The organism is Lentzea fradiae (genome assembly GCF_900100955.1).
Taxonomy (GTDB): Bacteria; Actinomycetota; Actinomycetes; order Mycobacteriales; family Pseudonocardiaceae; genus Lentzea; species Lentzea fradiae.
Genome location: NZ_FNCC01000001.1, coordinates 499,313 through 518,777, shown reverse-complemented (window position 1 = coordinate 518,777; position 19,465 = coordinate 499,313). Strand labels below are relative to the sequence as shown.

20 protein-coding genes are annotated in these 19,465 nt (G+C 70.6%); 5 read left to right on the top strand and 15 right to left on the bottom strand.

The window, feature by feature from the left end; genetic code table 11:
• Positions 1–13 precede the first annotated feature (13 nt).
• Complete coding sequence (locus tag BLT23_RS02435; RefSeq protein WP_245743480.1) at positions 14–1,396, bottom strand: extracellular solute-binding protein; 1,383 nt, start codon at positions 1,394–1,396, stop codon at positions 14–16.
• 414 nt (positions 1,397–1,810) lie between these two features.
• Positions 1,811–2,497 (bottom strand): FadR/GntR family transcriptional regulator, encoded by a 687-nt coding sequence (locus BLT23_RS02430; protein ID WP_245743470.1) that lies wholly within the window; start codon positions 2,495–2,497, stop codon positions 1,811–1,813.
• 139 nt (positions 2,498–2,636) lie between these two features.
• Here BLT23_RS02430 and BLT23_RS02425 point away from each other — a divergent pair, with 139 nt between their 5' ends.
• Together BLT23_RS02425 and BLT23_RS02420 are read left to right on the top strand one after the other, a co-directional pair.
• A complete protein-coding gene (locus BLT23_RS02425; protein WP_090044997.1) occupies positions 2,637–3,794 on the top strand; it encodes a mandelate racemase/muconate lactonizing enzyme family protein in 1,158 nt (385 codons plus the stop codon).
• Between the two features lie 120 nt (positions 3,795–3,914).
• On the top strand, positions 3,915–4,937 hold the full coding sequence (locus tag BLT23_RS02420; RefSeq protein WP_090044995.1) for an alpha/beta hydrolase: 1,023 nt from the start codon (positions 3,915–3,917) through the stop codon (positions 4,935–4,937).
• Positions 4,938–5,013: 76 nt separating this feature from the next.
• Here the strand turns inward: BLT23_RS02420 and BLT23_RS02415 are convergent, their stop codons facing one another.
• The 4 genes from BLT23_RS02415 to BLT23_RS02400 all read right to left on the bottom strand — a co-directional run bounded on the left by BLT23_RS02415 (position 5,014) and on the right by BLT23_RS02400 (position 9,381).
• Entirely contained in the window at positions 5,014–6,402 is a 1,389-nt protein-coding gene (locus tag BLT23_RS02415) for an amidohydrolase family protein (protein WP_090044992.1), read from the bottom strand.
• A 249-nt stretch (positions 6,403–6,651) separates the two neighbouring features.
• A complete protein-coding gene (locus BLT23_RS02410) occupies positions 6,652–7,431 on the bottom strand; it encodes an SDR family oxidoreductase (protein WP_090044990.1) in 780 nt (259 codons plus the stop codon).
• Between the two features lie 29 nt (positions 7,432–7,460).
• The gene (locus tag BLT23_RS02405) at positions 7,461–8,297 is read right to left on the bottom strand and encodes an SDR family NAD(P)-dependent oxidoreductase (protein ID WP_090044988.1); all 837 of its coding nucleotides are present in this window, start codon (positions 8,295–8,297) and stop codon (positions 7,461–7,463) included.
• 241 nt (positions 8,298–8,538) lie between these two features.
• On the bottom strand, positions 8,539–9,381 hold the full coding sequence (locus tag BLT23_RS02400) for a helix-turn-helix transcriptional regulator (RefSeq protein ID WP_090044986.1): 843 nt from the start codon (positions 9,379–9,381) through the stop codon (positions 8,539–8,541).
• Between the two features lie 77 nt (positions 9,382–9,458).
• Between BLT23_RS02400 and BLT23_RS02395 the strand changes: the two genes are divergently transcribed.
• Positions 9,459–10,274 (top strand): helix-turn-helix domain-containing protein, encoded by an 816-nt coding sequence (locus BLT23_RS02395; RefSeq protein WP_090044984.1) that lies wholly within the window; start codon positions 9,459–9,461, stop codon positions 10,272–10,274.
• Positions 10,275–10,529: 255 nt separating this feature from the next.
• Here BLT23_RS02395 and BLT23_RS02390 read toward each other — a convergent pair whose 3' ends face one another.
• From BLT23_RS02390 to BLT23_RS02375, 4 genes are all read right to left on the bottom strand, one after another.
• Positions 10,530–10,853 (bottom strand): DUF4387 domain-containing protein, encoded by a 324-nt coding sequence (locus BLT23_RS02390; protein WP_090044982.1) that lies wholly within the window; start codon positions 10,851–10,853, stop codon positions 10,530–10,532.
• On the bottom strand, positions 10,846–12,213 hold the full coding sequence (locus tag BLT23_RS02385; RefSeq protein WP_090044980.1) for an acyclic terpene utilization AtuA family protein: 1,368 nt from the start codon (positions 12,211–12,213) through the stop codon (positions 10,846–10,848). The genes BLT23_RS02390 and BLT23_RS02385 overlap by 8 nt, the downstream gene beginning before the upstream one ends.
• A complete protein-coding gene (locus BLT23_RS02380) occupies positions 12,210–13,181 on the bottom strand; it encodes a phosphoglycerate dehydrogenase (RefSeq protein ID WP_090044979.1) in 972 nt (323 codons plus the stop codon). The genes BLT23_RS02385 and BLT23_RS02380 overlap by 4 nt, the downstream gene beginning before the upstream one ends.
• Positions 13,182–13,381: 200 nt before the next feature.
• Positions 13,382–13,945: a TetR/AcrR family transcriptional regulator gene (locus BLT23_RS02375; protein WP_090044977.1), complete on the bottom strand. Its 564-nt coding sequence runs from the start codon at positions 13,943–13,945 to the stop codon at positions 13,382–13,384.
• 72 nt (positions 13,946–14,017) lie between these two features.
• On the opposite strand from BLT23_RS02375, the gene BLT23_RS02370 reads away from it, so the two are divergent.
• The gene (locus BLT23_RS02370; RefSeq protein ID WP_090044975.1) at positions 14,018–14,659 is read left to right on the top strand and encodes an isochorismatase family protein; all 642 of its coding nucleotides are present in this window, start codon (positions 14,018–14,020) and stop codon (positions 14,657–14,659) included.
• Between the two features lie 12 nt (positions 14,660–14,671).
• On the opposite strand, the gene BLT23_RS02365 is transcribed toward BLT23_RS02370, so the two are convergent.
• From BLT23_RS02365 to BLT23_RS02355, 3 genes are read right to left on the bottom strand one after another with little or no spacing between them, the layout of a single operon-like run.
• Positions 14,672–15,220 (bottom strand): TetR/AcrR family transcriptional regulator, encoded by a 549-nt coding sequence (locus BLT23_RS02365; RefSeq protein WP_090044973.1) that lies wholly within the window; start codon positions 15,218–15,220, stop codon positions 14,672–14,674.
• A gap of 22 nt (positions 15,221–15,242) precedes the next feature.
• A complete protein-coding gene (locus BLT23_RS02360) occupies positions 15,243–16,088 on the bottom strand; it encodes an alpha/beta fold hydrolase (RefSeq protein ID WP_090044971.1) in 846 nt (281 codons plus the stop codon).
• Complete coding sequence (locus BLT23_RS02355; RefSeq protein WP_090044970.1) at positions 16,088–16,678, bottom strand: isochorismatase family protein; 591 nt, start codon at positions 16,676–16,678, stop codon at positions 16,088–16,090. Before BLT23_RS02355 ends, BLT23_RS02360 begins: the two co-directional genes overlap by 1 nt.
• 101 nt (positions 16,679–16,779) lie before the next feature.
• Here BLT23_RS02355 and BLT23_RS02350 point away from each other — a divergent pair, with 101 nt between their 5' ends.
• A complete protein-coding gene (locus BLT23_RS02350) occupies positions 16,780–17,292 on the top strand; it encodes a cupin domain-containing protein (RefSeq protein ID WP_090044967.1) in 513 nt (170 codons plus the stop codon).
• Position 17,293: 1 nt separating this feature from the next.
• On the opposite strand, the gene BLT23_RS02345 is transcribed toward BLT23_RS02350, so the two are convergent.
• Both BLT23_RS02345 and BLT23_RS02340 read right to left on the bottom strand, forming a co-directional pair.
• Entirely contained in the window at positions 17,294–18,751 is a 1,458-nt protein-coding gene (locus BLT23_RS02345) for a sensor histidine kinase (RefSeq protein WP_090044966.1), read from the bottom strand.
• A complete protein-coding gene (locus BLT23_RS02340) occupies positions 18,748–19,443 on the bottom strand; it encodes a response regulator transcription factor (RefSeq protein WP_090044964.1) in 696 nt (231 codons plus the stop codon). Before BLT23_RS02340 ends, BLT23_RS02345 begins: the two co-directional genes overlap by 4 nt.
• Positions 19,444–19,465 lie beyond the last annotated feature (22 nt).

The window sequence follows — 19,465 nt, the reverse complement described above, 5'->3', positions numbered from 1 at the left end:
GTGCGCAGGACCGTCACTGCTTGTAGCCCTGCTGCTCGAAGACCTGGACCATCCTGGCGTGGGTCGCCGCGACGGCGTCGGCGGGCTTGGTGCCCTGGATGACCGACTGCATCATGTCCGTCAGCAGGTAGGCCGCTGTGGCCGCCTGCTCGCCGGGGCTCGGTGCCTGCGGGAACGAGTACCCGGTCTTCGTGCTGATCGGGAGCTGCACGCGGGTCTGCTCCCGCAGCGCGGCGAACGCCGGGTCACCGCTGGTGTAGTACGGGTCGGAGTCCCACACCTTCTCCCACGCGGGGTTGACCAGGCACGGCGCGCCCTTCGCGACGCCGAGCAGCGCGCTGCCGCCGACCATGAACTTCGCGACGACCTTGGCCAGGTCCGGGTTCTTGGCGCCCTTGAAGACGACGAACGAGTTGGACTGGCCGAACGCGATGGGCTTGTCGATCGCCGGGCCGGTGGCGCCGTTGAACGGGTGGGTGTTGGCGTACACCGGGTTGTTCTTGGTCTTCGAGTCGGCGTAGACGCTGTACTGGTTGAGCGTGAGCCCGAGGATCTGCGCCAGCCAGTTCTCGTTGTTGCTCGAGTCGGTCCAGCTGCCCACCCCCGGCGGGAGCATCGGCTGGTACTTCGGGTTGGTGTAGATGTCGCCGATGAACGTGACGGCCTCGACCGTCTCCGGCGAGTTGAACACCACCTTGGTGCCGGTGTTGTCCGCGAGCGCCCCGCCGTAGCAGTTGATGACGTTCGCGATGAAGCCGTTGGCGTCACCGGAGCGGTTCACCGTGAGGCCCCAGCCGAAGCGCCGCTTCGCCGGGTCGGAGACCTCCAAGGCGTTGTCGCGCAGCTCTTCCCACGAGTAGTAGGGCTTGATCGGCAGGCCCTTCTCCTCGTACCAGTCCTTGCGCAGGTACATGCCCGTGCCGATGAAGTGGTACGGGATGGCGAACCAGCGGCCGTCGAAGACGCAGTAGTTCTTCGCCTCCGCCGCGGGTTCCCCGTAGAGGCCGCGCATCGACTCGACGACGTCGGTCACGTCGGTGAGGTCGCCCAGGTTGTGCAGCTGGCCGACGAACCGCACGTCGCTCACGAACGCCAGGTCGCGGGTCGTGTTCGCCTCCACCTCGGCGTGCATCTTCGCGACCATGTCGCCCGCGTCCCCGGACACCAGGTCGTTGCTGATCGTCGTGCCGGTGGCCTGGGCGAACGCCTGCAAGGACTTGTCGAGCGCCTGGTTGGCGGTCTCCGAGTAGAGCTTCTGCGACAACATCCCCACGGAACCGCCGCGCAACGAGGCGGCTTCGTCCAGCAATGCCTGGGGCACTTGGACGTCGACCTGAGGTGTGGTGGGACCACCGCCCCCGCACCCGGCCAGGGTGAGCGCTCCCAGTGCGCTCACCCCGAAGAACGAGCGCCTCGATAAGCCACTTCTCTCTTCCATGACCACTCCTCTCGCGTCCGAGCGAGCGGACGCTTACCGACGGGGCGACGCTGCAACCGGCGGGACAGCGGGGTTTCGGGGCCCGCTGCCGGGTCGTTCATGCGGCGAAGAACGCCGAACTGCTGATGCGATGTGCTGACTTCAGGTCGAACAGAACGTCGAACGGGATGTCGAACGCCGGGCCGGACGGCGCCACGACGCCGCCCGTCCGGGGATGAGCACTGTGCCTGTGGCGCGCCCGCGCGCAGCCACCCGGCGCGGCTCCGCTTCGAGCCGGGTACCGGTCAGCGTCCGCCTGGCGGGCGGGTTCGCGGGTGCCGCCATTCCTCGTCCGTCCTCGTCATCGGTCCGGATCCGGGTGGTGCAGGTGTCCTAGCGCCGCCGTGCGGCACGCCTGGTCCGCTCTTCCTTCTCCGCGAGCAACGCGGAGTTGTTGGCCAGGTGTTTGCGCATCGCCGCACGGGCCCGGTCCGGGTCGCGCGCCACGAGCGCCTCGTAGATCGCTTTGTGGTCGGCGGTGGCCTTGCGCAGCGCGGCCGGCGCCTCGTTGGTGATGCGCCTGCTGGCGGTGCCGAGCCAGCGGGCGGAGTACATGATCCGGTCGAGTATGCGGTTGTCCGCCGCCCGGCAGATCTCCATGTGGAACTCGTGGTCGACCTCGAGGTAGGCGTTGGGATCCACCTCGAGTGCCGCCATGCGGCCGATCTCGTCCTCCAGCCGGGCCAGCGTCTCGTCGGAGACGCTGACGGCGGCCATCGCGGCGAGCTCGGGTTCGAGCAGCACGCGCATCTGGTGCAGCTCCTGCAGCAGCTCGCCGACGGTCTCCGGCGGCAGCCACTCGATCAGCAGAGGGCTCAGGTAGTCCCACTCCGCGCGGGGACGCACGACGACCCGGCGCCCCTGCGCCACGTCGACGATGTCCAACGAGGCGAGGATCTTGAGCGTCTCCCTGGCCACCACCCGGGAGACCCCGAACTCCCGGGTGATGTCGAGCTCGGAGGGGGCGCGACCGTCCGCGATCTCACCGCTGACGATGCGCCGGGTCAGGTGTGCCGCCACCTGAACCGGAAGAGTCCGGACCTTGACAGCGTCCGGAGACTCTTGTCCCCTTTGCATGTCATCAGCTTATAGGACAAGTTGGACCCGGCAACAGAGCAACAGTCCGTCTCAAATGCACGACCCAGCGGCGGGAGAGCAAATGCGGATTGTGAACGTCACGACGGCAGTGGTCGCCTACCACGGTGAGGCCACCCTCGTGCGCATCGACACCGACGAGGGCCTCAGCGGGTACGGTGAGGCCAACCCCGACGCCGGCGCGGGAGCCGTCGTCGGAATGATCAACTTTTTGACCCCCCTCCTGATCGGCGAGGACCCCCGCAACGTCGAGCGGTGCTGGGAGAAGCTGCGGCGCCAGCGCGTCTTCGCGGGCCCGCAGGCCGGGGTGTTCGTGATCGCCCTGTCCGGCATCGAGCTCGCGTTGTGGGACATCGCGGGCAAGGCTGCGGGACAACCCGTGCACCGGATGCTCGGCGGCAAGTTCCGCGACCGCATCCGGCTCTACGCCGACTGCGGCGACGGCGACGACCCGGCGGGCTCGGTCTCCGGCTGCGTCGACCGGGCGCAGCGGATGGTCTCCGAGGGCTTCACCGCGCTCAAGTTCGACATCGACAACCTCAGCCACCCCTCGAAGTTCGACGAGTACAACCACACCGTGAACGCGGCAGAGCTGCGGTCGATGGTCGAACGGGTGGCGGCCGTCCGGGAGGCCATCGGCCCTGACGTCGACCTGGCGATCGACCTGCACGCCCGTTACGACGTGCCGAGCGCCTGCCGGATCTCGTGGGAGCTCGAACCGTTCAACCTGATGTGGCTGGAGGAACCGATCCCGGCGGAGAACGTCGACGCGCTGGTGCGGGTGCGGGCGCAGACCCGCACCCCGATCTGCGCGGGCGAGAACCTCTACCTGAGATGGGGTTTCCGCGAGCTGCTCGAACGCGGCGCGGTCGACGTGATCGAGCCGGACGTGCCGAAGTGCGGCGGTCTCGCGGAGGCGAAGAAGATCGCGAACCTGGCGGAGCTGCACTACGTCCCGTTCGCGCCGCACCTGGTGTCGACGCCGCTGGGCACGATGGCGACGGCGCACCAGTGCGCGTCGATCCCCAACTTCTACGTCCAGGAGTGGCACGCGCTGGAGGAGCGGGAGGTCTGGGACAGCTACGTGCACGCGCCGGACGGGAGCGGGTCGATCGTGAAGGACGGCTACATCACGCTGCCCGACACACCGGGCATCGGCGTGGAGCTCGACCTCGACGGCGTCCGCAGGCACGCCGTCGCGGGGTACGGCGTGTTCGAGTGACGGGAAATCCCTGATACCCCACGGCTATCACAGATGATCCGATCGGTCTTGGACGGGATCGTCCGGGGCCGTGAACACTCTCACTGTCGGCACGACAGTTCTGTGCGCTAGGAGAACGCAGTGAGAGACAACGGATTCCGGTGGTGGCGGGCGGCCGCGGTCAGCGTCGCGCTGGCCGTCGCCGCCGGCCCGGCCGTGGCCCACGCCGGTCATCCGGCACCGCACAACGACGACCTGGACGTGCAGGTCTCGGTCGGGGTCGACGGCGTGGCGACGGCGAAGATCCACGCCGAGCGGTACACCCCGGCGGGCAGGCCGCGCGGGGTGCAGGTCATGGTGCCCGGCTCGACCTACGACCACCGCTACTTCGACCTCGGGATCGGCGCCGTCCCGTCCCAGGCGAGGCAGGCGGCAGAGCAGGGCTGGCTGGTGATCGCGGTCGACCGGGTCGGCACCGGCGAGTCGTCGAAGCCGCCCGCCGCGTCCGTCACGACGGCGGTGCAGGTGGCGTCGCTGGACAGCTTCGTCGACCGGATCGACGCGATGTACCGGAGTCTGCCGATCGTCCTGATCGGACACTCGTACGGCAGCGTGGTCGCCGAAGGCGTGGCGGCACGGTCGGACAAGGTCGACGCGCTGGTGGTCACGGGCTTCCTGTACCGGCGGACCGCACCGTCGTTCGAGGGTTTCCCCGAGCTGTTGCCGGCGGCCACCGACCCGGTGCTGCGGAAGAAGAAGCTGCCCGCGGACTACCTGACCTCCGAGCCGGGGTCGCGGAAGTTCTTCCACCACGTCCCGAACACGAGCCCGGCGGTGCTCGCCGCGGACGAGCGGTCGAAGTCGACCACGACGGCGGCGGAGATCCCCGGCTTCACCGAGGAGTTCCTGGGCGGTGCCTTCGCGAAGGCGGTCCGCGTGCCGGTGTTCGTCGTCGTGGGCGAGCACGACCACCTGTACCGGGGCAACGACCCGGCGGCGTTCGAACCCGACCAGCGCACCGCCTTCGCCGCCGCACCCGGCGTCCAGGTGGCTCTGGTCCGCGACGCCGGGCACGACCTGGCGCTGCACCGCAACGCGTCCTCCACCACCTCGCTGATCAACCGCTGGGCGACGCGGACCATCACTGAGCGGGTGCCGTCGTGACCGCTCAGCACCTGCCCTGAAGCACGAGCACGACTGGTGGCCGGGCTGTCGCCGGGACGCGACAGCCCGGCCGCGGTCACACCGGCTGCGCGGCCTTCATCACGCGGTCGCGCGAGGTCCGGACGTCGTCGCGCAGCGCGGTCAGGTCGACGTCGAGGACCGTGCCCGCCCACTTGCGGACGCGGCCTGCGACGAACACGGCGTGGACGTTGCGCGGGTCGGTGCCGAGCACGAGCGTGCCGATGGGGTCGTTGAGCGGCATGTTGTTCAGGTCCTCCGCTCCCACCAGCAGGAGGTCGGCCTGCTTGCCGGGGGTGAGCGACCCGGTGACGGCGCCGAGGCCGATGCCGGCGGCGCCCTGCAGGGTCGCGAAGTCCAGCACGTCGTGCACGCCGATCCGGCTGGGTGCCGCGGTGGTGCCGTAGACGGCGTTGACGGCCCGCATCCGCTGGATCGTGTGCAGGGCGCGCATCTGCGTGAACATGTCGCTGACCAGCGCCACCTCGACGTCGATGCTCAGCCCGGGCCGGATGCCGGCGGCGAGTGCCTCGTCGATGGCGGGGACCGCGGTCTCCAGGCCGATCTGGGCGTCGGAGGTGGGTGCGAGGGACACCGCGGCACCCGTGTCGGCCATCGCCAGCCACGCCTCGGCGGTGAGGCCCGTGCAGTGGATCAGGGAGACGTCCGGGCCGAGCAGGCCCTCGGCGGCCCAGCGCAGGATCGCCTCCGACGAGGAGGTGCCGAAGACGGCGTCGACGCTCACGCCGACGTCGAGATCGTCCGCCACCTCGGCGAGCCGCCTGCCGTAGGCGAGGTCGGGGCCCGCGACCTCATCGGTGGCCAGGGCGGCGAGCCGAACGCTGACCAGGCCGTTCGACGAGGCGTAGGTGCTCTTCAACCGCGCCACGTCGGCGGGCCACTGGCCGTCCCACTCGCCGAAGTGCGGTCGCATCGAGGCGTGCACACCGCGGATGCCGGTGTCGACGAGGGCTTGGACGGCGGCGTCGGAGTGGGCGGCCGAACGGGAGTTGTGCGAGAAGTCGAGCATCGTCGTGATGCCGCTGTCGAGGGCGGTCAGCGCGGCCAGCTTCGTGCCGACGTACATGTCCTCCGGCTGGTAGGCCGGTGCCAGGCCCGCCAGCGTGGACATGACGTACTCGCCGAGGTCGTTGACGTCGGGCATGACGCGCCGCAGCTGCGCCTCCCAGGCGTGCCGGTGGGTGTCGACGAAACCGGGTGCCACGATCGAGCCGGAGGCGTCGACGACGATCGCGTCCTCGACGTCCAGCTCTGGTGCGATGGCGGCGATCCGGTCGCCTTCGACCAGCAGGTCACCCTTCGGCAGCACTCCCAGCTCGGGGTCCATCGTGACGATCGTGGCGCCGGTGAACAGGACCCGGCGGTGCGGGTCGGCGGCGTGGTGGCGCAACGCGTCGAGTGTGGCGCCGGGGTCGTTCGCGGACATGGTCTTCCCTGCTTTCCGGCAGTGGGGTTGGTCAGTGGGTGAGATCGCGCCACTTGGCCACGCGGTCTGGCAGGTCCACAGTGGACGCGTTGGCGGAGAACGTGCCGCCGCCGCGGCGGTGGAACTCGCGCAGCGCGTCGAAGCTGTGGTCCCACGGGCCGATGAGCGCCGTGCGCGACCGGCATGGTGAAGCCGCTGGTCATCAGGTTGGCCCGGTGTCCGTCGCGGTCATGTCGTTCCTCCCGGTGCTCAGATGGCCTGCGCGGTGGGCAGGATGGTGATCTCGGTGAGGTTGACGTGCCGCGGCACGGCGGCGATGAACGCCACGGTCTCGGCGACGTCGGCGGACTGCAGCACGTCGATCCGGTCGATCAGGTCCGTCATCAGCGTGCTGGCGTCGGGGTCGGTGACGTGGTCGGGCAGCTCGGTGTCGACCATGCCGGGCTCGATCGTGGCGACCCGGACGTTCTTCTGCCCCAGCTCGACGCGCAGCAGCCGGGTGAGGTGGCTGATGTACGCCTTGGTGCCGGAGTAGACGGAGAACTTCTCCAGGATGCGGGTGGCCGCGATCGACGAGGTGGTGATGAGGTCGGCGGGCTTGCCCGCCTCGGCCGCGGCGGTGAGCTGCGGCACGAACGCGCCGATCACGTTCATGACGCCCGTGACGTTCAGGTCGATCTGACGCTGCCAGTCGTCCTGGCGCAGGTCGGTGATCGGCGAGATGAGCTGCACCCCGGCGTTGTTGAAGACGAGGTCGGCGGTGCCCAGCTCGGCCTCGACCCGTCGTGCGGCGGCGTGGACGTCCTCGCGGTCGGTCACGTCGACCGGGAGGGCGACGGCGGTACCGCCTGCGCCGGTGATGGTTTCGGCGAGCGCGTCGAGCTTCTCCTTGCGCCGCGCGAGGAGCGCGACGGAAGCGCCCAGCTCGGCGAGGCGGGTCGCGGTGGCCGCGCCGATGCCGCTGGAGGCACCGGACACGACCGCGACGCGGCCGGAGAGCGGGGTTTCGGTGAGCAGTGCGGCAGACATGGCGGTCTCCTCTTCCGGTCGGGCCGGGGTCAGACGCTGACTTCCTCGAACGCGGTGGCGGCGGACCTCTCCTGCCACGGCGCCAGGTCGCGCCGGATCTGCTCCTGCTTGACGCGCAGGCGTTCCAGCGTGTCCGGGCCCAGGTACAGGTGGGTGGGCAACTCGGCGCCGCTGGTGACCTCGTGGATCAGGGCGGCGCCCTTGACCGGGTCGCCCAGCTGGGTGTGGTTGGCCTCGCCCGCCCAGTCGAGCGTCACGTGCGCGGGCGTGCCGTCGTAGTCGGCGAGGCGCTCGGCGGCCACGGACAGCGAGCTGGCGTCCAGGAAGTCCGTGCGCAGCACACCGGGCTCCACGACCATCGACTGGATGCCGAACGGCGCGAGCTCCGCGGACAGCGCCTCGCTGATGCCCGCCACCGCGAACTTCGACGCGCTGTACATGCTGACGCCGGGCTCGCCCTCGAAACCGGACCGCGATCCGATGTGGACGATCTTGCCGGAACCCTGGCGGCGCATGACGGGCAGCACCGCACGGGTCATGTTGACCAGACCGAACACGTTCAGGTCGAACAACGAGCGCGCCTCGGCGTCGCTGATCTCCTCCAGCGCGCCGAGCAGGCCGCGACCCGCGTTGTTGACCAGCACGTCGATGCGGCCGAAGCGGTCGGTGGCCTCCCGCACGGCGCCGGGGATGGCGGCGGCGTCGGTCACGTCCAGCCGGACGACCAGCGCGGCGGACTTCAGGTCCTCCGGCACGCGGTCGGGGTTGCGCACCGCGACGACGACGTCGTCACCGTTGCGCAGTGCGGTGCGGGCGATCTCGGCGCCGAGGCCGCGGGAAGCTCCGGTGATGAACCAGGTGGTCATGCTCTCTCGTCCTTCCGGTCTCGTCCCTGTGCGGCGAGTCGGTCTCGCTGCGGACAAGTTCGAGTCTGTCCGGGTGGGACGAGCGGAAGAAGGCCGCGGACTTCCTGGGAGAAACGCACCCGGGCAAGGGGCTTTGAGGCGGCTGACCAGCGGGTACCTCACTCGGTTGACGGCGCGGAAATGCTTTCCGGACACACGAAAATGCCCGGCGTCCACAGGGACACCGGGCATTGCCGGAAGGTCACTGCGCGGGCACGGCTCCCGAGGAACGTTCCGCGCGCTCGCGCAGCTGGTCGAACGCCTCCGCGGTCGGCGAGGCCGGCTCGGCCTGGTACACGACGAGCTGCTGGTGCGGGGCGCCGTTGACGGAGAAGGCCGAGAACAGGATGTGCAGGTCGCCGACGTCCGGGTGCCTCAGGTGCTTGCCCTCCTGCGTCTTGGGCTTCACCTCGTGCGCGGCCCACCGACGCGCGAACTCGGGGCTGCCCGCGGACAGCTCCGCGACCACCTCGGTGATGCGCGCGTTGGCGGGGTCGTGGCCGTAGGCGGCACGGATCTCCGCCACGCACGAGTCGGCCGCGCGTTCCCACTCCTGGTAGAACTCGCGGCCCGCCGGGTCCAGGAACACCATGCGCGCCAGGTTGTCCCCGGCGGCGAAGCCGTCGTGCAGGGCGGTGGCCATCGCGTTGCAGGCGAGGATGTCGAGCGCGGGCCCGATGACGAACGCGGGCGAGCCGATCCAGGTGTCCATGAGCTGCCGCAGCTGAGGGCTGACCGGGATGCCGTCGGTGTTCGCCCACAGGTTCGCCTCGCGCGGGCGGACCAGCAGCCACAGGTGCTCGGTCGCGGCGTCGTCCAGGCGCAGTGCTCGCGCCACCGCGTCGACGACCTGGGGTGACGGGCTCGACTCGCGGCCCTGTTCCAGGCGCATGTAGTAGTCGCTGCTCACCCCGGCGAGGATCGCGACCTCCTCGCGCCGCAGGCCCTTGACGCGGCGACGCCCGTGCTCGGGAAGACCGACGTCCTGCGGCCTCAACGCCTCGCGCCGCGCCCGCAGGAACTCGCCCAAAGGTGTCGTGCTCATCGTCAAACCCCTGTCAGCGCAACGCTGGGTGTCCTGCACCCGGGTAACCACTCGCGGACTCTTCTAATCTCGATCTCATGGACGGAGAGCGGAACAAGGCGCTGGGCGAGTTCCTGCGCGCACGTCGTGCTCTCGTGCGGCCCGAGCAGGTGGGGCTGCCCGCGGGCGCCCACCGGCGGGTCCCGGGACTGCGCCGCGACGAGGTCGCGCTCCTCGCGGGCCTGAGCCCCGGCTACTACGCCCGGCTCGAACAGGGGCACCAGCGGCCGACGCACGAGACGGTCGAATGCCTGGGACGGGCGTTGCGCCTGGACGCGGGTAGTGCCGTCGAGCTGCACCGGCTGACGCGGTCGGCGTCCCCCCGGCGGTCGCGCGGTCACGGCGAACGCGTCGGCACCGACGTGGCGACCCTCCTCGCGGCCTGGACGACGGCCCCCGCCTACGTGCTCGGCCGGCACGGCGACGTCCTCGCCCGCAACCCCCTCGCGACGGCGCTGCACAGCCCGTTCACCCACACCGGCAACCTGCCGCGCATGGTCTTCCTCGACCCGGCGGCACGCCGTTTCTTCCGGGACTGGCCCGCCACCGCGCGTCACGCCGTGCACGTCCTGCGCCGCACCGCCGAGAACGGCACCGGTCATCGCGAGCTGCGCGACCTCGTCGGGGAGCTCACGCTCGCCGGCCCCGAGTTCGCCCGGCTGTGGGCCGAGGCCAGGAACACGCCCGTGCCGAGCGGCCGGTTCGTCCACCCGGACGTCGGCGAGCTGGACCTGCGCACGGAGGTCTTCGAGATCACCAGCGCGCCCGGCCAGCGACTCGTCGCCCACCCCGCCGAGCCCGGTTCCCGCGGCGAGGAGGCACTCACGCTGCTGAGCACACTCGTCGCCTGCTGAGCGCCTGAGATTCCGTCCCGCCGTTCCTTCCCACCCGCCCGCGCGTCATCCATACAGCGGTCCCGACTCCTCTCCGTGACGTTGCTTGGGTACGCGGGGGCCCTACGTACCCGCAGACAGTACGTAGGGCCCCCGCGTACCCGACGGGAAACACGAAAGGGAGTCAGGTGTGGGCGGGGCGTTACGGACAGCACTTCTGCAAGGGGGCGGACGGTGGCGGAACACCCCTGAGGGCGGAGGTGTTCCGGCGCCTCCTCACGCCGCGATCCGCATCCGGGCTAGCGGGACGTGGTGCTGGCCCGCGTGCATGTCGCGGTCGCGCAGCGAACCCTGGCTGATCGGCCGGGGGAACGAGATCTTCACGACGTTGAGCGACGGGATGCGGAAGAAGAGGATCTCGCTCTCGTCCACTTTGTACAGCTCGGCGATGACGCGTTCGTTGAGGAACGACTCGTCGGCCGCGATCCGGTAGCCGTCGGCGTCGCGCATGAACAGCTCCATCGTGACCCAGAACGGTCCCGCGTTCTTCGAGCGGACCTCCAGCGCGAGGTCGGCGAGGGTGGGAACGGGATCAGGCACGGGTCTCCCCCATCTCGGTGCGGAACAGGCTCGTCGGGTCGTCGCAGTCGACGACGTGGTGCAGCACGAACTCGTAGGCGGGGCCGCGTTCGACCTCGGCGGGCGAGGACGGGAAGGCGAGGCTCGGCAGGTACTCCATGCTCGGTGTCGGCAGGTGCAGCATCAACGGGTTCGCGACCTTCGCGACGGCGGTGGCCGTCGCCTGGTCCGGTGCGTTCACCAGCAGCATCACGCCGACCTCGCGCGGCGGGCCGCTTTCGGGCTCCAGGTCGCCGAGCACCGCGTTGTGGCCGTAGAGACGGAGGTCGTAGGCGTACTCGTGCTCCTCCAGCCCGAGCGTCTGCGCGACGCGCTGGCGCAGGATCTCGTGCATCAGGTTCGCCCAGGCGTCGATGTCGCGCAGGATCAGCGGGTCGCGGATCGCCGTGAACGACATGGTCTCGTAGCCGGTGATCCTGGCGCCCTCCAGCTTGATCGTGTACTGGTCGGCGACGTGGAACTTCGAGCCCTCGACGCGGACGATCCGGTCGTCGACGGCGGTGTAGACGGCGTCGCGGACGTCAAGCGTGCCATCGGGTTCCCGCATCTCGAACGGGTTCACGGTCTCGTACAGCATGTGCGCGGCGACGGTGATCGGCGTGCACGACACCTCGGGGTCGAGCGGCTCGATCGTGAAGCCGTCGTGGTCGATGGTGGCGAGCACGCCGCCGCTGCGCGGGTTCGTGGTGGCCTGGCCGCCGCATTCGACGATCTTGGCCGCGTGCCAGGACGGTCCGGCGGGCATGCCCATCATCAGCGGGTAGGCGGCGGCGAGCGCCGTGTCCGTGGCGCGGCCGGCGAACACCACCTGGGCACCGGCCCGCAGCGCCTCGACGATGGGTTCGTGTCCCATCACGCCGACGATGTGGGTGCAGCTCTCCAGCGTCTCCGCCGCGAGCTCACCCAGCGGCGGCAACGGGTGCACCCTGCCCTCGGAGAGGTGCTCCTTGAGGTCGGCGGCCTGCTGCTCGCTGTAGATCCGCGCGACCTTCAGGTCGAGCTTCTCCTCCGCCATCACCTCGGCGGCGATGCCCGCCACCCAGTCGACGCCGCTGTCCGTACCGCTCGTGCCGCACGAGCCGACGATCAGCGGGATGCCCGCGCCCGCCGCGGCCGTGAGCAGGCTGCGCAGGTCGCGCGCCACCGCCTTCGCCGTCGTCTTCGCCTTGCCGGACCCCAGGTAGTGCGGGCCGGAGTCCGTGGACCCGCCGTCGATGCTGATCACGTCGGCGCCCAGCGCGATGCCGCGTTCGACCGTCGCGTGGTCCCAGCCCTGGCCGAGCATGCCACCGGGCGTCAACACCCGGACCGATTCCTTCATCGCCTCTTGCTCCCTGACTTCGGAGGGGTGTTCACGACGTACCGCGCCCGGCCTTCGAGGGCTGCCACCAGTTCCTCCGCGCCCCGCAGACCGGCGGCCGCCCGTGCGTTCGCGGTCTGGCCCGCCAGGTGCGAGTAGACGACGATGTTGTCCACGTCCCGCAGCGGGCTCGTCAGCGGCAGCGGTTCCTCGCTCGCGACATCGAGCGCGGCGCCCGCGATCTGCCCGGACCACACCGCTTCCGCCAACGCGGTCTCGTCGACGATCGGGCCGCGGGCGGTGTTCACGAGGAACGCCGTCGGCTTCATCCGCCGGAACGCGGCCTCGTTCAACAGCCCTCCGGTCCGTTCCGTCAACGACGTGTGCACCGACACGTAGTCCGAGCTCGCGAGCAGCTCGTCAAGCTCCACAAAGGACACGTCACCGTCACGCTGGTCCTCCGGCACGTTCGTGGTGCAGAGCACCGTCATGCCGAAGGCACGCGCCAACGGGACCACAGCCCGTGCCGAAGCTCCGTACCCGATCAGGCCCAGAACGGAACCGCGCAGCTCGTAGCCGTCCTCACGCGGCCACTCGCCGCGTTCCACTCCCCTGGCCGACTGCACCAGCCGCCGGGCACCCGCGAGCAGCAGACCGAGCGTGTACTCGGCGACGGCGTTGGCGTTGATGCCAGGCAGGTTGCTGACGCTGATGCCGAGGCGGGCCGCGGCGGCGACGTCGATCGAGTCGTACCCGACGCCCGTGCGGACGACGACCCGCAGCTCCGGCGCCTGTTCCAGGACCTCCGCCGTCATCGGTTCGTTGGCGACCAGCGCGGCGTCGATGCCCTGAAGCCCCTTGACGAGCTCGTCGGGGTCGCGTTTGCCGGTCATCGGCAGGTGGACCGTCTCCAGCCCCGCCGCCCGCAGGTACCGGTCGACTTCGTCGCCGGGACCCAGGTAGTCCGTCGTGATCAGAACGCGAGGCACGTCTTCCCCCTTCTTGTGGTGCCGTCAGGAGTCCTCACAGCACGCTCCCGACAGGACACCTGCGCCGCAAAGCCGCAACCCTGGTGGTGGCCTCCTCGCATGCAACAGCAGAGTAGTTTTGCTATAGCAAGTTCGTCAAGGCGGAGGACGCGGTCGGCCCGGACTACGCGAACCACCGCTCGACAGACTGAGAACAGGACTCAGAAGAGATACGCCGAGAGCGCTCTCGCCAAGTACGGGACCAACCGGTCGGCCGGCATCGCCGCGAGCGCGCCGTCGCCGGTGACGTACCTGCTGAAGGTGATGCCGATCAGCAGCGAGCCGACCAGCTCGACCCGTTCCTCCACGTCCGGCCCGGTCAGGACCTCGCGGTAAGCGGCGAGACTCTCCTGCGCCATGGCGCGCAACAACGTGCGTGCGGTCTCCTGGTCGCCGGCGCTGCGCACGAGCGCGATGAACGGCTCCGCGCCGTCGGCTGACTCCATGCGCCCCACGAAGGCCGCCGCGATGCGTTCCGGCAACCCGTCCAGGCCGCCCTCGACACTGCCGGTCAGGTCGCGCGTCCCGGGAACCGCCGCGAGGAACAACTGCTCCTTCGACGCGAAGTGCAACATCACCAGCCCGTGCGTCACCCCCGCACGACGGGCGATGGCGCGGATCGTCGCCCCGGCGAACCCGTGTTCCGCGAACTCCTCGCGCGCGGCCGTGAGGATCGCGGCGCGCTTCGCCTCGGGGTCGCGCGTGCGGCGAGCTGCCTGTGACATGACTCTTACTGTACACGTGGTCAGTAAGAGGCGTACGTTTAATGAACACGTGGTCAGTAACCAGGAGAGAACATGAACCTCACGCCCCTGTCCCCCGCCGACTCGACCGTCGTGCTCGTCGACTACGCCGTCGGCTTCGCCACCCTGCTGCGCTCGCACGACCTGCGTCAGCACCTCGCCGCCGCGGCCGGGCTCGCCAGCACCGCCAAGCTCTACGGCGCCGGTCTCGTCGTGACCAACGGCGAGGCGTCCAAGCCCTCCGGCCCGCTCTACCCGGAGGTGCTCGCCGCCATCGGCGACGACCAGCCGGTCATCGAGCGCACGACGTCGTTCGACTCGTTCCTGGACCCGGACTTCCGCGCGGCCGTCGAGGCCACCGGCCGCAACCGGCTGCTGATCGCCGGCATCGCCACCGACGGCTGCGTGCTCCAGACCGCACTCGGCGCGGTGCGCGCGGGCTACGAGACGTACGTCGTGGTGGACGCGTCCGCCAGCACCAGCCGTGAAGCGCACGACGTGGCGGTGCAGCGCATGGTCCTGTCCGGCGTCGTGCCGGTGACCTGGTGGTCCGTGGCGGCCGAGTTCCAGCTGGACCCGCGCTTCGCCGACTCGCCCGTGCGCCAGCAGCTGATGGCGCAGTTCCACCCGGACATGACGATGGGTGGCCGCACGTTCTTCGCGGGCGTGGCCCAGGGCCGTCTCGCGACGGCGTGACGGCCCTGGCGGTCAGCGGGTGATCGCGGCGAGGAAGAGGTCGATCTGCCGTCCCGCCACCAGGGACCAGTCGTCCACCCCGGGAATCGGGACGGCCACCAGCGACCCGAAGATGATCACATCGTGCGCGGTCAGGTCCGCCCGCAGCGTCCCGTCCGCGACACCGCGCGAGACCATCTCCCCCACCCCGTCCCAGACCTTCCGTTCGAGAACCAGGTACTCGGCGTCGGTCGTCCGCGGAGCGCCGTGATAGGGCAGGAAGAGCTCGGAGCCGTGCGCGACCGTCCGCTCCAGGAACTCGCGCACGGCGTCCACACCGGACGGTTCACTCGCCAGAACCTCCTCCACCAGCACCAGAACCATGCTGATGGACCGCACCTGCAACGCGTCGAGCAAGGCGTTCCGGTCGCGGAAGTGCCGGTACAGCGTCCCCGGCCCCACACCGGCTTCCTGCGCGACGTCCGCCATCGGCGCCGTCACGTCGCGTTGCAGCGTGCGCAGGGCCGCCACGAGGATCTTCTCGCGGTTGGCGATGCCGTCCTTGCGCGGGGCCCTGCTCACCGTTCACCTGTCGTGGACGCCATCATGATCGGCATTCTAGGAACGCGAGCAGGCGCTCCGCCAACGCATCCGGCTGTTCTTCCGCCAGGAAGTGGCCACTGCCAGCGATGACCGCGCTCTCGACGTGTGGCGCCACGGGGCGCAGGCTCTCCGCGAGCCGCTCACCGACCGCCATCTCCCCGCCCACCGCCAACACCGGCATGGCGAGCCGGTTGCCCGCAGCGGCCCAGGCCGCGTTCACCCGGCCGTCGTCGAGGAGTGTGCGGTAGTGGCCGAAGCTGGACCGCAGGCGCCGTTTTCCGCGATACGCCTCCGCATAACGGCTGATTTCCTCTGCTGGCAGAGGTTTTCCGGCCAGCTGCGCGAACCAGAGCGCGAAGAACTCGTCCTCGTGGCCGTCGATCAGCAACTCGGGCACCTCCGGTGCCATGAAGAAGCCGAAGTGCCACCGGCCGCCACGGGCAACGTCCATCGCACCTTCAAGACCGAGGCCAGGCACGGCAAGTTCCAGCAACGCCAAGCCGAGGACCTCATCGGGGTGCAGCCGCGCCCACGAAAACGCGACCATACCGCCGATGTCGTGCCCCACAATGTGCGCGGCGGGCCCGAGACCGAGGGCACGCAACACTTTGCGGACGTCATCGACCTGCCGGTCCTTCTCGAAACCGCCGTCGCTCACCGCGGACCGCCCCACACCGCGCAGGTCGGGGACGACCACCGTGTACCCGGCCAGCGCGGGCAGGACAGGCAGCCAGCAGTCACCCGTCTGCGGCCAGCCGTGCAGCAAGACCAAGGGCTCGCCCCGGCCACCGTGCAGAACACTGATCTCCGTGCCGTTGACGGCGATCGCCGATCGCGTCAGCTCCATCAGCCGGCCTGCGGGATCAGGCTGCCGACGACCGGGAGCAGGCTCTGCCCGGCCGCGGAGCTCCAGTCACGGGCCAGCTCCGTCAACACCATGTTGGTGGACGCGATACCGGCGCCCGCGAGCCTCATGCGTTCGACAGCGATGTCGTCGGCCGCCTTGCTCATCGACCCGCCGGCATCCGCCACGACCTGCACGCGATACCCCACGCGCAACGCGCTCAACGTGGGGTAGACGGTGCAGACGTCGTTCGTCACCCCGGCGATCACCAGGTTCGGCCGCCCGGTGGCCGTCACCGCGGCGGCGAAGTCCGGGTCCTCCATCGCGTTCACCATGCCGGACCGCCGGACGCGCGCTTCGTGCGCATCCGGTGCGGCATCACGCAGTTCGGTGATCAGCGGCCCCTGCCGCTCCTCCTCCAGCGACGTGGTGAGCACCAGCGGCAGGCCCAGCGCGGTGGCGGCCGCGGCCAGCGCCACGGCGTTCGCCTTCACCTCGTCGACCGGCGCCGAGCGGATCCAGCTCATCGTGCCGACCTGGTGGTCGATCAGCAGCACCGCGGTGTCCTCGGGAGTGAACAGGTCGAGCGCCATCACGACTCCTTCCGGTAGCGGGTTACATACCGGAGAATATCGTCCGTTTAAGCACCCCGCACGTCGGCAACCCCACGGGAGAACCGAAGGAGGAACCCGGAATGACGACCCGCACCATCCCGGACGACGACCTCAGCCGGTCGCTGACGGTCGCCAGTCCCGACGACCCCGGCACCACCTACCTCTCCGTCGCCGGCAACACCTACGCGATGCTCGTCACCGGCGAGCAGACCGAGGGGCGCTACTGCCTGATCGACATGCACGTGCCCGACGGCGGCGGCCCTCCCCCGCACCGGCACGACTTCGAGGAGATGTTCACCGTCCTGGAGGGCGAGATCGAGTTCACCTTCCGCGACGAGAAGCACGTCGCGAAGGCAGGCACCACGGTCAACATCCCCGCCAACGCCCCGCACCGGTTCCGCAACGTCTCCGGCGCCCCCGCCCGCATGCTCTGCATGTGCACCCCCGCCGGGCAGGACGAGTTCTTCCGCCGCGTCGGGGACGAGGTGGACAGCCAGGACTCGCCTCCCCCGCGGCTTTCCGACGACGAGGTGGCGGAGCGGCGGGAACGGGCGTCCGCACTGGCTCCGGCCTACCGCACCGAGATGCTGTGACTCACGGGGCGCCGCGGTCGAGCACCGGCAGGACCAGCCGGAAGCAGGCCCCCTTCCCCAGCTCCGTCTCCAGCTCCACGTCACCGTCGTGCGCACGGCCGATGGCGCGGGCGATCGCCAGTCCCAGCCCCGCGTTGGTGCCGCCGGAGCGGTGGCGGGAGTGGTCGGCCCGGTAGAAGCGGTCGAACACGCGGGCCGCCTGGTGCGCGGCCAGGCCGGGACCGCGGTCGGCCACCTCCAGCACGGCCCTGCCGCCGGTGGTACCCACGCCGACGCGGACCGGGGTGCCCGGCGGGGTGTAGGTGGCGGCGTTGCCGATCAGGTTGGTGACGACCTGGCGCAGGGCGTCCTCGTCGGCGTGCACGGGGGCCGGGCCGGGTGGGCCGCTGCCGCCGGGGCCGGTCAGCTCCACCGGGCGGGACGGGTCCAGCGCCAGCAGGTCGTGCCGGGCGTCGTTGGCGAGGGTGCGCAGGTCCGTGGGCTCGCGGTCGAGCTGGGTGGCGGGGGCCTCGTCCAGCTTGGCGAGCAGCAGCAGGTCCTCGGTGAGGCCGGTGAGGCGGGTGGCCTCGCGACCGATGCGGAACATGGCCTCGTCCACGTCGGCCCGGTCGGGCATCGCGCCCATCCGGTACAGGTCGGTCGAGCCCTTGATACCGAACAACGGCGTGCGCAGCTCGTGGCTCACGTCGGAGAGGAACGTGCGCATGCGCGTCTCGGACGCGGTGCGGTCGGCGAACGCCTGTTCGAGCTGGCCGAGCATGGTGTTGAGCGACGCCGCCAGGCGTCCGACCTCGGTGGCCGGCGCGGCGAGGACGGGAACTCGGCTCGTCAGGTCGCCGTCGGCGATGGCAGCGGCGGTCTGTTCGATGCGGCGCAACGGGCGCAGGCCCCTGCCGAGGGCGAACCAGCCGGCCGCCGTCAGCAGCAGGAGCAGCACGGCACCGCTCACCAGCGACGCCGACCGCAGCCGGGCGGTGGTGGCGTCGGCCTCGGCCAGTGACGCCGCGACGACGACCGTCCCCTCCCAGCCGGTGGCGGACCGCGCTGTCGCGCGCCAGCGGCCAGAGCCGTCCGCGGCGGGCAGGACGGCGGAGGCGCCGCCGACGGGCACGGTGCGCAGGTCGGTGGCGGTGGGCAGGCCCGCGCCGTCCTGCCTGCCGGAGTGCAGGCCGCGCACCAGTTCGCCGTTCGTGTCCAGGTAGGCGAGGTACGGCGCGCCGATCACGCTCAGCGCCGGGTCCAGGAGGTCGAGCCGGGGCGCGGTGTCGCCGACGGCCAGCGGGCCGTTCGCGGGCATCCGGGAGAGGATCTCGCCGAGTGACCGCAGCTGCGCGTCGATCCTGCCGAGCTGGTAGCGCTCCAGCTGGTCGGACACGACCGCGCCGGCCAGGCCGAGCCCGGCGAGCAGCAGGGTCGCGGTGAGCAGCAACAGCCTGGTGCGCAACGACAACCGGCTCATCGGGCCGGGTCCCGCAGCACGTAGCCGACGCCGTGCACGGTGTGGATCAGCTTCGGTTCGCCCACGTCGAGCTTGCGCCGCAGGTAGGAGATGTAGGTGTCGACGATGCCTGCGTCGCCGCCGAAGTCGTAGCGCCACACCCGGTCGAGGATCTGCGCCTTCGACACCACCCTGCCCGCGTTCTCCATCAGGTAACGCAGCAGCCGGAACTCCGTGGGAGACAGGCGGACGGGCTCCCCGTCCCTGGTCACCCGGTGCCCCTGCGGGTCGAGCGAGAGCGCTCCCGCCGTCAGCACGTCGTCGTCGCGGTGGCCGGAGGTGCGGCGCAGGATCGCCCGGATCCGCGCGATCAGCTCCTCCAGGTCGAACGGCTTGGTCACGTAGTCGTCGGCGCCCAGCGACAGGCCGGTGACCTTGTCCGCCTTGCCGTCCCTGGCCGTGAGGAACAGGACGGGCACCGGCCCGCGGCGTCCCTCCGCCCGCTGCGCGCGCAACCGCCGCACCACCTCGAACCCGTCCACGTCCGGCAGCATCACGTCGAGCAGTACGAGGTCCGGAGGCTCCTCGACGGCCGCCGCGACCGCCTCGGCTCCGGTGGCGGCGGCCGTCACCCGGAACCCGGCGAAGCGCAGTGTCGCGGCCAGCAGCTCCCGCACCGTGTCCTCGTCGTCCACCACGAGCAGCGTCGTCATCGCACCCGGCTCTCCCACCCGA

Bases quoted from the DNA above. Each gene is read 5' to 3' on its own strand.
- BLT23_RS02395 (WP_090044984.1), top strand. From the start codon at position 9,459: ATGGACGGAGAGCGGAACAAGGCGCTGGGCGAGTTCCTGCGCGCACGT.
- BLT23_RS02340 (WP_090044964.1), bottom strand. From the start codon at position 19,443: ATGACGACGCTGCTCGTGGTGGACGACGAGGACACGGTGCGGGAGCTG.
- BLT23_RS02360 (WP_090044971.1), bottom strand. From the start codon at position 16,088: ATGGAGCTGACGCGATCGGCGATCGCCGTCAACGGCACGGAGATCAGT.
- BLT23_RS02400 (WP_090044986.1), bottom strand. From the start codon at position 9,381: ATGAGCACGACACCTTTGGGCGAGTTCCTGCGGGCGCGGCGCGAGGCG.
- BLT23_RS02350 (WP_090044967.1), top strand. From the start codon at position 16,780: ATGACGACCCGCACCATCCCGGACGACGACCTCAGCCGGTCGCTGACG.
- BLT23_RS02410 (WP_090044990.1), bottom strand. From the start codon at position 7,431: ATGTCTGCCGCACTGCTCACCGAAACCCCGCTCTCCGGCCGCGTCGCG.
- BLT23_RS02385 (WP_090044980.1), bottom strand. From the start codon at position 12,213: ATGAAGGAATCGGTCCGGGTGTTGACGCCCGGTGGCATGCTCGGCCAG.
- BLT23_RS02415 (WP_090044992.1), bottom strand. From the start codon at position 6,402: ATGTCCGCGAACGACCCCGGCGCCACACTCGACGCGTTGCGCCACCAC.
- BLT23_RS02425 (WP_090044997.1), top strand. From the start codon at position 2,637: ATGCGGATTGTGAACGTCACGACGGCAGTGGTCGCCTACCACGGTGAG.
- BLT23_RS02405 (WP_090044988.1), bottom strand. From the start codon at position 8,297: ATGACCACCTGGTTCATCACCGGAGCTTCCCGCGGCCTCGGCGCCGAG.
- BLT23_RS02370 (WP_090044975.1), top strand. From the start codon at position 14,018: ATGAACCTCACGCCCCTGTCCCCCGCCGACTCGACCGTCGTGCTCGTC.
- BLT23_RS02375 (WP_090044977.1), bottom strand. From the start codon at position 13,945: ATGTCACAGGCAGCTCGCCGCACGCGCGACCCCGAGGCGAAGCGCGCC.
- BLT23_RS02355 (WP_090044970.1), bottom strand. From the start codon at position 16,678: ATGGCGCTCGACCTGTTCACTCCCGAGGACACCGCGGTGCTGCTGATC.
- BLT23_RS02345 (WP_090044966.1), bottom strand. From the start codon at position 18,751: ATGAGCCGGTTGTCGTTGCGCACCAGGCTGTTGCTGCTCACCGCGACC.